Below are 13,265 nucleotides of genomic sequence, written 5' to 3'. Positions count from 1 at the left end.
CAGCCTTTTTTATTTTATACAATATTTCTTATGTTCAATTTAATCATTATAAGCAGCTAATACATGCTGACATAATGTAGATCGTACACAATCTTCCTGCATAAATTTAATCACACCCACTCGACTATTAGCTTCAAATCGAATAAGAGCATCCGCTAATCCAGATGGTACACTAGAAGGTAAATCACACTGTGTAATATCTCCATTTACCACAACAGTGACATTCTCTCCCATTCTAGTGAGAAATAATTTCATTTGATTGACTGTCACATTCTGCGCTTCATCTAAAATAACAAATGCATTTTCAAAGGTACGCCCTCGCATATAAGCAAAAGGGGCTATTTCGACTTTACCGATTTCAGGTCGTAAACAATATTGTAAGAATGAAGCACCTAAACGTTTCACTAATACATCATAGACAGGACGAAAATAAGGTGCGAATTTTTCCGTAATATCACCAGGTAAAAAACCGAGATCTTCGTCTGCCTGCAACACAGGTCGAGTAACAATAATACGTTCGATTTCTTTATTAATTAAGGCATCAGCAGCCATTGCAGCACTAAGAAAGGTTTTACCGCAACCCGCTTCCCCTGAGGCAAAAATAAGATCCTGATGTTGTATTGCATTTATATATTGGTGTTGTGCTTCGTTACGAGGAGATAATACACGTTCATCACGCTTTTCTCTCGCCATTCCAATCGCATCAATTTCCCCAAACCCAGTTAAAATCATTACATTATCTCGATGTGCTCCGTTACGTTGTTCTTTACGTGAAGTGCGCTTATTTTCTCGGCGTAAACGTGTTGCTGCTTTTTGTCTACTCATAATGGTATTTACCCTTGTTAGTCTTCAAAAAGTCATCGACATCTCAATTTGTATTCCATTCGCTTACCGATGAGTCCCCTTTAGACTCTATTTAATCGCAAAAAACAAAAAAACCGGTCACAATCCTGAACATTAAACATCAATGAACGGTTGTTGCCGGTTTTCTGTAAGTAACGAGATATTTTCATTGCTTCTATCATTCATATTCCCCATCATGGAGTTAGAGTGAAAATTAACGAAGCTTTATGACAGTATAATGACAAAAGAAAAATATTTTCAATACTGAGATGATCTATAACGAGATGGACTTAACATAAAAATAACAATAAGTGTTATTTAGGGGGAATAAATGAATTTCTTTCGATTACCTTTTGTTTATTGGTTACTACTCAACCTAATTCCATTTATTGGTTTTGAACTTCACTCTGGCTCTCTAAAAATGGGCTTCTTTTTTTATTTAGGCTTACTCACTATTACAACGTCTGGGATCTGGCTTTTTTATTGCCTCTCATTTTTTATTAAACAAAAAACATCTCCTAATCCCAATCACACACCTCGACAATTAGTGACAACGGGCCCTTATAAAATTAGCCGTAATCCTATGTATCTCGGTTTTTTAGATATCAGTATTGGGCTGTTTTTTATTTTTGGTAATTGGGGATTTTTAGGTGCTACGATTGCATTTTTCTTTATTACTGATCGCTATACGATAGTACGTGAAGAGAAGATCTTAAGTGAATTATTTCCAGAAGCGTGGCAACAATATTGTCGCCACGTTCGTCGTTGGATGTAATCTAAATAATTACCCTTAAGGCTGTTTGCAATTATTCGCTAAACGGTAACCTGCCTTAATCGCTTCACTTTCAGTTTTAAAGAAAACAGCATTTTTATCTGACATGGTTTTATAACCAGAGCAATGGGCAAAATGATAAATCTTGCTATTTATATTACCCTTAATACTTTCAGATTGTGATGCATTTACTTGTTTAGGTGTTTCAGTTTTGGCTTTAGTGACAGGTACATTATTTGTTGCAGATAATCCGGCACCACTATTTTTATGCCCTAATTGCCATTTCACTTCACCAGTCACAAAAGGATTATGATATCCAACAATATGAGCAATGCGATTATCACGCTCTTTTTCCCATACTGTAGGTGGATAGGCCTTATCCCATGCCATTAATAATTGTTGTTGCTGACGTGACATTGAGAGGTTATAGCGATCATGTAAATAGAAATAGACTCTTGCTACCTGGCCTTTTACTTCATTACGAGGCTCAAAGGTGCGTGAAGCAAAATCAACACGGCTACGGCATTGACCATATTGGTAAGGCGCTTGTGCGGGTAGTTGTCCAAAACTGAAGTTACTGCGATCGCCATTAACTTCACCAATAGAAGGTGCTAAATTATGTAAATCGGCTTCGATCTTGCCAAATACAGGATCGTTTTTCACACAATTAGCTCTTCCTCCATTTTGCCAACATTGACGCTGATGCCCAAACACCCATGCAGGAACAATATGTTCCCACTCAATACGTGCAGCTCTTGTTTGTTGTGTCCTTACTTGATAGCCACAACTGGCTAAATCGACACGACCACCCGATTTCCCTACCCATTCCCAATCACAGCCACAATAAATCGTTCCTTGTGATTTTTGATTTTGATCATAATAAATACGTTCTTTTGCTATCTCTTTTGCTTTTGTAAAATTTTCTGGGGCTTGTGCTTGAACATTTAATGTAAAAATAAATAAACCCAACACAACCGCGGTATAGTGTAATATTTTTCTCAAAGTGGTATCTGCCTTACGCTTTATTTTATTAAACCCAATAAGAATTATCTTTAATAACCAACTGATAAACTTATTTTTATTTTTCTTTATATTACCTTTTTTAAATTTATTTTGGGCAATCTTTCTTACTATTTTTTATGTGAAAAATAAAACAATAAGCGCGAATGGTAATAGAAAAAGCCGTTATTCTCGACATTAACGCAAAAGGGATTTGCTATGGTTTAGTCCATCAACAATTTTGGGAAATTTAAAAATGAATGAGAATATGCTGAATTTGATGGATGAATTAGTAGAGATCACAAAAAAGCATGCGAATAACGAAGATGTTAAAGCGCATGCAAGTTTGGAGTCTGAAAATAAATTACGAATTCAAATTATTATTTCTGACAAAAATGAACTGGATATTACGTTAAATTCACTACAACACGCGATGTAAGAAATTATACACTCGGACGCTTGCGATATAACCATAATCCCGGCAAGGATAGCCCAATAGAGAGCGCTCCGACAATAAATGAAGCTTTAAGGAAATTAGTAACTAAAGCTTCAAAAATCTCCTCGCTATAACCGATTTGTGTTAATTTCACTACAGAGATCATCGCAATATAGGCATTAATTCCGGGGAACATTGGAATAACAGCTGCGACAGTAAAGACTTTAGGATGAGCAAGCCACCAGCGTGACCATTGAATGCCAATACAACCGACTAAAATAGCAGCACAAAAACTCGCCCATTCAATATTCATTCCACTCATAATCAGTACAGTACGTGAGCCATGTCCTATTGCCCCTAATAACGCACAATATTTTAAAGCACGTAAAGGTACATTGAATACCATTGCAAAGCCCACCGCAGGAATGGCAGCTAAAATCATGTCTTCAATAAGGCTAAGAATAATCGTTATTATGCCCAATCTCTTAACTCCCATACTGCCATGGCTAAAATAACCCCTAAGCAGGTTGCCAATGTTAACATTGTTGCCATTGCCCAACGCGCTAAGCCCGTATTGACATGACCTTTAAACATATCAGCAACAGCATTAATTAAAGGAAATCCAGGAACCAGTAATAAAACACTAGCGGCCATTGAAATAGTTGCAGTTGTTTGAAAGTAAGAAAGTTTTAATAATAAACCTGAAACAGATGTGGCAACAAAAGCGGTTATACAGAAATTAATTAATGGATTCATTTGACGATGCGTTAATACTTGGCGCACAAACATACCAAGACCGCCACCAATAGCCGAAACTAAAAAACCATCCCAATTACCACCATTTAATTTAGAGAAACAGCCACAAGATAAGGCAACCATAAATATAATCGCCCAACGTGGATAACGTAATGGTTTTATATGTTCAAAGCGTTTTCTTGCTTCATGAATATCTGCAAGATGATGTTCAACCAAAATAACAATATGCTGAACTTCTGTCACAACATGCATATTAATGCCACGATCGACTATCTTTCGTGTTGATGTTTGGCAATGTCCATTGACTATTGTCGTTAATACAACTGCATTAGCGGAAATTGCACTTTCGACTTGATGTACACCTAAAGCTAAGCCTAGACGGGTTGAAAGCTGTTCAACCAGCATACTTTCTGCGCCATGTTGCAATAACAATAACGCAGTTTGAATACATAACTTGGTAATTTCACGCTGTTTATCTTGTGAAATGGCAGTACAGTCCGCCATTATCTCATTATCCATACTATGCCTTAGTTTTAATCCAAAACGAGCCATTGCTAATATAAAGTTTATCAGCATAGCTCGTTTTTCGCTCTATTATCTTTTCATACTATTATGAACAAATAAAATATTTAAGGCAGTAGGTAGATCAATCTTTATTTACTCACTCACTTATTCATAGATTTCTTCTTTAAAAAAACCAGTAAATAATATGTACTCTAAATCATTCTAGGTATAGCTAGCCAATAAGTAGCGCTTTTAGGATACGAGCAGTGGTATATAACTTGCGCTAATAGACGCCGTCTATAACGCTGTAATTTGAAGTATACGAGTATATAAAATAATAAAGGTGCCAAAATCACTGGCACCTCAAATAGCTTTTCATTATTTTATAATGAAGTTTAATTACGCAACTAACTCGTTAGCTTTAACATACGACTCATTCAACGTTTCTGCAACAAATACAGGAACACCATAAACGGCTGAAATAACAGAAGAAAATTGCACCAGTTGCGCTTTATCATTTTTTTGTGGATCAGCTGTCATTATCATACCTGCACAATATTCACTAAGAAGTACCTTACCCTCTTTTAGCCAACGCCTTACTGCTTTCATTCCTTCCATATCTTCTTTTTGATGCTCTTTCTCTTTTTTATTAATGGACGGATAAATCAAAACAAATTTTTTCTTTTCGTTTAGTACTACATCCATTTCAGCTGTCCAATTGTTGGCATCTTCCAAAGTTTCTGGAAATATTTTCATGGTAACAACAGGAAATTGTTCAACATCCATGACAACAAAATTTTGGTTATTCAACATAATACTCATCTCTCATTAAAAAATAACAGACTCTACTTTAGAATGCCTATCATTCTCAATCAATGAAGTTCCTTATGTTTGCATAAAAACCGCATTAATAAACAATTGCGCCCTATCTATATTTTTTATCTAGTATTGAAGTGAAAATGTATATCCAAAATGATAAATAATTTTTTATAAACTAAAGTAAAAAAGCCCCTAAATAAATAATTTAGGAGCTTTTACTCTTTTTACTTTTATGAGAAATTTTAGCGGACAACTAAAACAGATTGCTTAGCGTAAGCAACGATACCTGACGCATTTGAACCTAATAAATGTGTTGAAATACTCGGACGACGTGAACCAATCACAATCAAATCAGCATTAATTTTTTCAGCTAGCTCTAAAACTTTATCTCTCGCAGAGCCAAATACGGCTGAATACTCAACTCTTTCATTAGGCAAATCGATACTATTAGCTAATTCTTGCAGTTGTTCTTGTACACGCTCAAGTGCTTTGTTGGCAAAAGAACTTAACATGTCATAATGATAGCTATAGCTAATAGAAAAACGTGAAATATCTGGAATAGCATGGAAAAGATGCAGTTTTGCACCTTCTAGTTTGGCAATATAAACAGCATGTTGTAAGGCTTTTGTCGTTAACTCATCTTCTGAAATATCAACAGGTACTAGAATTGTTTTGTACATAGCAACTCCTCATTATCAGATTACTGTCTGTTTTTATTGTAGCGTTAAACCCACAGCTTGCTTATTTAATCTTCCTCAAGATGCCATTTATGCAATTGTCGATGAATAAATGGCGTGACAACCAACCCAATTGATAAAATAAAAACACACTGAAGAAACAAACCATAAATTGCAATAAAAAAGCGCCCTGTTGGGGTTGCAGGTGCAGGCTCTACAGGTTGTCCACTCAACATAGAAATTGCATTTAATGAGGACTCCATAAAGCTATGCCCTTCAATTAAATAGAATCCTAATACGCCGGGTAATAACCCTAAAAAAAAGAAAATAGAGCCTATTACATAATAGCGTAAGATGCGTAGAATAAAATGATCGAGCCTTAAAAGTTCTTGGGTAAATTTTTCCATTCTTATTCACTCTATAGAGTGTTTGCTCAATGGCTTATTAAATAAATAAGATAAACTACGCAAAAATAAAAATATGCTACGAGGAATACTCATAGCATATTAAAGAATATATTAACGAACAACTAGCACTGAAATTTCCGCGTAACGAACTACGCCCGCTGCAGTTGAGCCTAATAAATGAGTGCTAATATTAGGTCTACGTGAGCCAATAACAATTAAGTCAGCTTGAATGTCTTTTGCTGTAACTAAAATCTCATCACGAGGCGAGCCAAAAGTAACCGTATAAGCGACCTTTTCAGCAGGTAAATCCACCGAATCTACCAACATTTGCATATCATTTTCTGCTTTCACTGTCGCTTTATCTTTAATCTCTGGATAACCCAGTGAATAAGCATTAATGATTGCCGAAGAGATAGGAAGAACATGAATTAAATGTAAGTTAGCTCCCGTTTCTTTTGCTAAATACACAGCATGTCGTACTGCTTTACTGGTTAACTCTTCTTCTACAATATCAATAGGTACTAAAATCGTTTTATACATAATAACTCCTCTCAACGCTCCATTTGCCTTAATCCTACCGCAATAACCCAAAGATTACTGTGAGTGAATTAACTAAAAACAATCTAATCTTAATATAAACCTACTTTAATTATTAATACGTTATACGAAAAAACGAAAGATCTTACTCAAAATAATCGGCATTATGTTGTTGTATTAGCGCCCATATTTGATTACGAACATCCCGGACAGTATCTATCAATTCTGAAGCTGTTAATCCTATTGGCCCAATACCCTTTTTAACTAAAATATCAGCAGCAATACCATGTATCCAAACCGCGCTTTTAACGGCATCAGACATTACCATTCCTTGTGCTAAAAAACTTCCCATGATACCAGTTAATACATCTCCACTTCCTGCTGTTGATAATCCACTGTTACCTGTTTTATTAATTATTATCTCACCTGTAGGAGAAGTAATAACTGTATTTTGCCCTTTAATTATTGCCCAACAGTGATAAAGTTTTGCCATTTCTTTGGCGGCTTGTTCTCGGTTATTTTGAATATCACTCAATGTGCAATTAAGTAAAATAGCAGCTTCTTTGGGGTGTGGCGTTAATACACAATGTTGATTAAGTGAGATTTGTGATTTAAATTTTGCCATCAGCACTAGCGCGTCTGCATCAAAAACATAAGGCAAGTTTTCATCTCGTTGTGCTAATACATTTAATAAAATATTTTCAGAATTTGCTGATGATCCTAATCCACAACCAATCGCCCAAGCGGAAATATCTTGCCTATCCACTAACTCAGACGCCGTTTTTAGCATGAGTTCTGGTGCACTATCAATAAAAGGAAGAGGAAGTTGTGATTGTGCAAAACCAAGAAAAACTTTTCCACAGCCCGCTTTTAATGCACTTTTACCAGCCAATACGATGGCACCACTCATTCCTTCAGCGCTACCAATAATACCAATTGTCCCAAACGTACCTTTATGTGTATTTCCTGTTTTACGCTGATAAAGTGCCGGGTAATGTGTTATTGCATATAATAATTGCTCTTTTTTCATCTTATGCCCTTTCACCATTTCCTGCATTTTTTCTTATTATTAATCACAATAGATATACAATCTCTTGTTCACGTCTGATATTCAAAGTATAGCGCGATTTTGGTAAGTAAATGTGAGAGCGTATTATTTTGACTAATTGTCGCTCTAACGGCCTCAATCTTATAGAATGCTTGAGGCTACACTATTCATCCCTCATCAAGACTTTGCTATTCTATCGGCCTAATTTGATATTATTGGCCAATTAAACACAAAGGAAGTAGATAATGAACGAAAAATTTAAAACACAAGCAGATGTTGAAACATTGGCAGAAGAAGTGGCTTGTTTAAAAACGCTTGTCACTTATATGTTAAAGGCATTAGGCCAGGCTGATGCAGGTCGTATTATTTTAAATATTGAACGCGCGATTGCAGAAGTTGATGACGAAAAACAAGCAGAAACATTCCGTAATACTATTAGCCAAATTAAAACTGTTTATCGCCAATAATTGATTTACTTTGGGTTGAGTACTGGTACATATTTTTATTCTATTTTCTGAACTTTTTGTGCTGCACAAATAAACAAAAATTAGTTTTAAATTCCTATATACTCAACTTCGAAATAAACCATTCTTTATTCATTTAGCTACCCCTCTACCTTTATAGAGGGGATTTTTTTCTCTTTCATTCCCCCACTCTTAATTCTCCCAGTAAAAAATTTTTCATATTTTATAAATGATAATTATTTTTTTATTCGTTATTTTTAGCTAACAATGTGAATAACAAACTCTTTTTGTTAAGTGTTTTTAATGTTATTTGAATTAAAAAATAAGAAAAATCCTTACATCATAGTGTGATGGTTATAAATCAACCTATAGAATACAGTAAATTAAGTTTATCTTAGTGTTAAACTATTATTATTTTATCCTTATTTTTATATTTAATTCTCTATTTTTTATTATTAACGTAAATAAAAATCAATATCATAAAATGTAAATAAAGATAAATCCTAATATTATTACAATTATGTTGTTTTATTTATTATTGATTATAAATTTTTATTAAAAATAAAAAGCTAGCTTATTGTCATTAAACACAATTATAGCTATGAAATTAGATTCAATCGGATTAAAAAAATTAACATTTTATATTTTTACTCTTATTCTGATTTATCACCATCCCCGTTTATATGTTACACTCAATGAGTACGTACCAAAAAATAAACATGAGGCTAAAATGAAACCACTTCTCTTATCTCTGCTATTATTGCCCGCGGTTGCTTTTGCTAACCCAACAAAAATGGCTGATGATTACTGCGATGCTTTTAAAGATATCTCTATTAAAGCTTATGATACAAAAGAGCCAGCAGAAAAAATTGCCAAAGATGCAGTAGCCTCTTTAAATGCAAAGAAATTCGATTTTGCAAAATTAGAAGCAACTGAAGCACAATTTACTGAAGGCACTATCGAAGTTGTTAACTCTTTACGTGACGCAAAATCTGAAATTGGTTCTCGAGCAGAATTCCAAGAAGGTCTAACTCAAATTGTTGCCGCTTGTAAAATTCAAATGATCGCTGCATTAGAAGAGCAAAAAAAATAATCTTCTCATTAAGAAATGAGTAGTAATCAATTTAAAGAGTAGAAATTATCCTGCTCTTTTTTGTTTCGCCTCTCCATCACTTATTTTTCTTCCTTTTGCTTTTCTTTTCTCTTTCTCTATAACTAACTCTCTATACTAATAATTCGAGGTATAGCTAGGCGACAAGTGAATGAGTCGCTAGGAGCATACAATAGTATGTGACTAGTGCGAGTGAACGCAGTCAACAACGCTACGGCTTGAAGTATGACGAGTAAATACTCTAAATAATTCGAGGTGTAGCTAGGCGACAAGTGAATGAGTCGCTAGGAGCATACAATTCGAATAAACACAGTCAACAACGCTACGGCTTGAAGTATGACGAGTAAATACTCTAAATAATTCGAGGTGTAGCTAGGCGACAAGTGAATGAGTCGCTAGGAGCATACAATAGTATGTGACTAGTGCGAGTGAACGCAGTCAACAACGCTACAACTTGAAGTATGACGAGTATCAATTATAGAGTATCTATCTATTGATATTAAGGTTTATAATACCTCGGTAAATATTTGTTAGTACTGGCCATAAAAAGGAGATATTGTGAGCAACGAACAATCCATCCAGCGTTTAAGAAGACTACGCCAGTCAGAAAACCTGCGCGCTCTCTTTCAAGAAACAACCTTAACTAAAAATGATCTCGCTCTGCCTATTTTTGTTGAAGAAGGGCTTGATGATTATCAGCCTATTAAAAGTATGCCGGGTGTGTTTCGTATTCCTGAAAAGCGTCTTGCTTATGAAATTGAACGCATTGCCAAAGCTGGCATTAAAACTGTCATGACTTTTGGGGTATCCCATCATCTTGATGAAACTGGGAGTGATGCTTGGAAAAGTGATGGCTTAGTTTCTCGCATGTCTCGTATTTGTAAAGATGCAGTACCAGAAATGATTGTGATGTCTGATACTTGTTTTTGTGAATACACTTCACATGGTCACTGTGGCGTTTTACATGGTGAACATGTCGATAATGATGAAACTATCTATAATTTAGGTCTTCAAGCTGTTGCTGCCGCACAAGCTGGCGCAGATTTTATCGCTCCATCTGCAGCGATGGACGGCCAAGTCGCGGCTATTCGTGCTGCACTTGATAAAGCAGGATTTAGTGATACTGGCATTGTTTCTTATTCAACTAAATTCGCTTCTGCTTTATATGGTCCTTTCCGTGATGCAGCTGGCTCTCGTTTAATTGGTGATCGCAAAACTTATCAAATGAATCCAATGAACCGTCGTGAAGCTATCCGTGAATCATTAATTGATGAACAAGAAGGCGCTGATATGCTGATGGTAAAACCCGCAGGCGCTTATTTAGATATTATTCGCGATGTGCGTGAACGTACGTTATTGCCTCTAGCCGCTTATCAAATCAGTGGTGAATATGCCCAAATTAAATTTGCGGCATTAGCTGGTGCAATCGATGAAGATCGTGTCGTAATGGAAACTTTAGGTTCAATAAAACGCGCAGGTGCGGATTTAATTTTATCTTACTTTGCACTTGATTTAGCTGAAAGAAACCTACTTTAACCATCTTATGCTCTATATGATCTAAGATATATTAAGGTACAGCTATACGACAATGTCTCATTTGAGTACATACAGTAAACAACTTATTGAAGATACTCTAAATAATTCAAGGTGTAGTTAGGTAATAACGCTACACCTTGAGATATGACGAGTAATTTTATTATGGGGCTACTATGGATAACTGTATTTTCTGTCAAATCGTTGCGGGAAAAGCACCTTGTCATAAAATTTGGGAAGATGATCATCATCTCGCTTTTCTCTCTATATTTCCTAATACCAAAGGCTTTACTGTTGTTATTCCTAAAGAACACTATCCAAGTTATGCGTTTGATTTAAGTGATGAAGCCTTAGCCTTACTCGTTATTGCGACCAAAAAAGTCGCTAAGATCTTAGATAAAACATTTCCCGATGTTTCTCGCTCAGGAATGTTTTTTGAAGGGTTTGGTGTTGATCATGTTCATAGTAAACTTAGCCCAATGCATGGTACTGGTGATATGACTAAATGGGCACCTATTGAAAACAAGCAAAAGATTTTTTTTGATAAATATCCTGGTTATCTTTCATCTCACGATTTTGAACGCGCGAGTGATGAAGAGCTTGCACAATTAGCGGCCTTGATCAGAAAATAAAATAAAATAAAATAAAATAAAAATTTAACTTATTCTTTTTATACTCAAGGCTTTCAAATATAAAAAACGCTCAGTCTTATATTTTAAGCTGAGCGTTTTTTTATCAAGATAAATGAATTATTTAGTTGAAAGCTTTGCTTCCATCGGTAAATAAGGCTGAACTTTCTGTTCAAGGAGTTCAATTAATGCCAGATCATTAAAGCGATAATTATCAGGTATTCCCAATACATGTGCTTTTTTATAGCGCATGGTTGCCGGAAAATGTGCAGATAAACGATTTAAATGTTTAGATTCCATGACAAGCACTAAATCAGCCCATTTTAGCAATTCATTATCAACAACACATTGCGCATCTTTGCGCGTACCTGCCGAAAGTGTATTGGTCCCTTCTCTATCTGCAAACAATAGTTCAGCGGTTGGGCTTCGCCATTGGTTTTTACTGCAAATAAATAAGATATTCATTATTACTCACTATCAGATAACGCATTTAATCGACGCTGACTACGAGAAATTCTTGGGTATTCAATTCCTAATTGTGCAGCTCTGGTCATTTTGAGTGATCGAGTATATAAATTAGACCATTTCTTTTCTGGTTTAAACATTTCTCGAGAACAACCCATTTCTTGATGTTTATTTTTGCGGTTAACACATTGACGCCAACCACGATCTCTTTGTGTAGACATAAAAACCTCTCAGATTAAAGGGATAGCAGCCGCAGTAATACGGAGAGGGTCTAACCGTATGTATAATACATGATAGAAATAAAATTTGAAACTCAATAATAAAAGATGTCTTTTATCTTTATGCGTAGTTATCCTTAATAGTAATTAAATAAGTTATATTGCTTTAAAATAAAAAATAACAAAATATGATACTGAATATTTGATATAAAAAGAGAATAATTAAGTTATTAACCGTGGTGTTAAATAACTAACTAGGCTAATCTATTATGATTGAATAAATTTAACTCGAGAATAAAGAATGAAAAAAATAGTGCTCTTATTTTTAAGCTTATTAATTTTAAGTACAACTGGATGTGTAACAGGTGCTGTTTGGTATAGTAATCCTGTCGTAGATTCAGAATACAAAAAACAGGCCAGTGTAAATGATAATATAATAAATGCCTTTGAGTATAAAAATCTCAGAGTTAAATATAATCAAAATAATGAAAACCTAGCACCTATTCAATTACCAGGATCTGGGTATGGGTTCTTAGGTGAAAATTATATTTATATATTAACTCAAGGTGCTGATGAGTTAATGCAATTAAATGAAATCATTAAAACAATCCCATTGAAAGCATTTGATAATTCTGAAGGTATCATTAAATTAAAGCTTACCCAAAAGAATGATAACGTCATAGAGTTTAAAGAAAATTACTATGTTTACATCAGTAAAAAATTCACATTAACTGGAGAGCAAACCGAAATATTAAAAGATTTAGGGTTTAAAGAAACACGTAATTCTAATGATAGTTCATGGGTAAAAACAATACCTATCAAAGGATATGTATTTCAGAAAGACGTTATGGAAATGCCTGAAACATTGAAAGGCAAATTAAACGAAAATTATAAAGTCGAACTGTATACTTATGAAAAGAGCGACTCATTTAAACCTGGTAATTTAGCTGGCAATATTATCATTACTCCGATCACTCTTGTGGCAGATGTGATTGCTACCCCTGTGATTATTTTTGTCTTTTGGGATTATATTTGGCGATAGAAAAC

Annotated in this window: 18 protein-coding genes; 7 read left to right on the top strand and 11 right to left on the bottom strand. The window is 34.8% G+C overall.

From position 1 onward, the window contains the following. Positions 1-39: 39 nt before the first annotated feature. Positions 40-825, bottom strand: a complete 786-nt coding sequence (gene phoH / locus JEP40_RS10815) for a phosphate starvation-inducible protein PhoH (protein ID WP_198623561.1) — start codon at positions 823-825, stop codon at positions 40-42. Positions 826-1,174: 349 nt separating this feature from the next. Here phoH and JEP40_RS10810 point away from each other — a divergent pair, with 349 nt between their 5' ends. Continuing rightward, a complete protein-coding gene (locus JEP40_RS10810) occupies positions 1,175-1,618 on the top strand; it encodes a methyltransferase family protein (protein ID WP_198623560.1) in 444 nt (147 codons plus the stop codon). Between the two features lie 15 nt (positions 1,619-1,633). On the opposite strand, the gene JEP40_RS10805 is transcribed toward JEP40_RS10810, so the two are convergent. After that, positions 1,634-2,617 (bottom strand): endonuclease, encoded by a 984-nt coding sequence (locus tag JEP40_RS10805; protein WP_232799247.1) that lies wholly within the window; start codon positions 2,615-2,617, stop codon positions 1,634-1,636. A 253-nt stretch (positions 2,618-2,870) separates the two neighbouring features. On the opposite strand from JEP40_RS10805, the gene JEP40_RS10800 reads away from it, so the two are divergent. Further along, a complete protein-coding gene (locus tag JEP40_RS10800; protein ID WP_036912881.1) occupies positions 2,871-3,053 on the top strand; it encodes a hypothetical protein in 183 nt (60 codons plus the stop codon). A 4-nt stretch (positions 3,054-3,057) separates the two neighbouring features. On the opposite strand, the gene JEP40_RS10795 is transcribed toward JEP40_RS10800, so the two are convergent. From JEP40_RS10795 to JEP40_RS10765, 7 genes are all read right to left on the bottom strand, one after another. Further along, entirely contained in the window at positions 3,058-3,531 is a 474-nt protein-coding gene (locus JEP40_RS10795) for a threonine/serine exporter (RefSeq protein WP_198623559.1), read from the bottom strand. Then, positions 3,522-4,325, bottom strand: a complete 804-nt coding sequence (locus JEP40_RS10790) for a threonine/serine ThrE exporter family protein (protein ID WP_109407607.1) — start codon at positions 4,323-4,325, stop codon at positions 3,522-3,524. The genes JEP40_RS10795 and JEP40_RS10790 overlap by 10 nt, the downstream gene beginning before the upstream one ends. 384 nt (positions 4,326-4,709) lie before the next feature. Continuing rightward, positions 4,710-5,123 (bottom strand): hypothetical protein, encoded by a 414-nt coding sequence (locus tag JEP40_RS10785; protein WP_198623558.1) that lies wholly within the window; start codon positions 5,121-5,123, stop codon positions 4,710-4,712. Between the two features lie 248 nt (positions 5,124-5,371). Then, positions 5,372-5,809, bottom strand: coding sequence for a universal stress protein (locus JEP40_RS10780; RefSeq protein ID WP_109407609.1), 438 nt, complete (start codon positions 5,807-5,809; stop codon positions 5,372-5,374). A 65-nt stretch (positions 5,810-5,874) separates the two neighbouring features. Next, positions 5,875-6,213: a hypothetical protein gene (locus JEP40_RS10775; RefSeq protein WP_075674296.1), complete on the bottom strand. Its 339-nt coding sequence runs from the start codon at positions 6,211-6,213 to the stop codon at positions 5,875-5,877. Between the two features lie 111 nt (positions 6,214-6,324). Then, positions 6,325-6,753, bottom strand: coding sequence for a universal stress protein (locus JEP40_RS10770; protein WP_036912874.1), 429 nt, complete (start codon positions 6,751-6,753; stop codon positions 6,325-6,327). 142 nt (positions 6,754-6,895) lie between these two features. Continuing rightward, positions 6,896-7,780, bottom strand: a complete 885-nt coding sequence (locus JEP40_RS10765; RefSeq protein WP_198623557.1) for an NAD(P)H-hydrate dehydratase — start codon at positions 7,778-7,780, stop codon at positions 6,896-6,898. A 263-nt stretch (positions 7,781-8,043) separates the two neighbouring features. Between JEP40_RS10765 and JEP40_RS10760 the strand changes: the two genes are divergently transcribed. The 4 genes from JEP40_RS10760 (at position 8,044) to JEP40_RS10745 (ending at position 11,538) form a co-directional block, all read left to right on the top strand. Continuing rightward, the gene (locus tag JEP40_RS10760) at positions 8,044-8,265 is read left to right on the top strand and encodes a DUF2594 family protein (protein WP_036936466.1); all 222 of its coding nucleotides are present in this window, start codon (positions 8,044-8,046) and stop codon (positions 8,263-8,265) included. Positions 8,266-8,992: 727 nt separating this feature from the next. After that, complete coding sequence (locus JEP40_RS10755) at positions 8,993-9,355, top strand: hypothetical protein (RefSeq protein ID WP_198623556.1); 363 nt, start codon at positions 8,993-8,995, stop codon at positions 9,353-9,355. Between the two features lie 576 nt (positions 9,356-9,931). Next, entirely contained in the window at positions 9,932-10,909 is a 978-nt protein-coding gene (gene hemB / locus JEP40_RS10750) for a porphobilinogen synthase (RefSeq protein WP_198623555.1), read from the top strand. A 173-nt stretch (positions 10,910-11,082) separates the two neighbouring features. Then, positions 11,083-11,538, top strand: coding sequence for an HIT family protein (locus JEP40_RS10745; RefSeq protein WP_198623554.1), 456 nt, complete (start codon positions 11,083-11,085; stop codon positions 11,536-11,538). 117 nt (positions 11,539-11,655) lie between these two features. Here the strand turns inward: JEP40_RS10745 and JEP40_RS10740 are convergent, their stop codons facing one another. Further along, positions 11,656-12,000 (bottom strand): low molecular weight protein tyrosine phosphatase family protein, encoded by a 345-nt coding sequence (locus JEP40_RS10740; RefSeq protein WP_198623553.1) that lies wholly within the window; start codon positions 11,998-12,000, stop codon positions 11,656-11,658. 2 nt (positions 12,001-12,002) lie between these two features. Beyond that, entirely contained in the window at positions 12,003-12,221 is a 219-nt protein-coding gene (locus JEP40_RS10735) for a hypothetical protein (protein ID WP_198623552.1), read from the bottom strand. 298 nt (positions 12,222-12,519) lie between these two features. On the opposite strand from JEP40_RS10735, the gene JEP40_RS10730 reads away from it, so the two are divergent. Next, positions 12,520-13,260 carry a hypothetical protein gene (locus JEP40_RS10730; protein WP_198623551.1) on the top strand — a complete coding sequence of 247 codons (741 nt, stop codon included), beginning with the start codon at positions 12,520-12,522 and terminating at the stop codon, positions 13,258-13,260. The last annotated feature ends 5 nt before the right edge of the window (positions 13,261-13,265 follow it).

This window comes from Proteus vulgaris, from assembly GCF_016239305.1.
In the GTDB taxonomy this organism is placed as follows: domain Bacteria; phylum Pseudomonadota; class Gammaproteobacteria; order Enterobacterales; family Enterobacteriaceae; genus Proteus; species Proteus vulgaris_C.
Note: the sequence above shows the minus strand (reverse complement) of the source record. Positions and strands in the feature narration are given on the sequence as shown.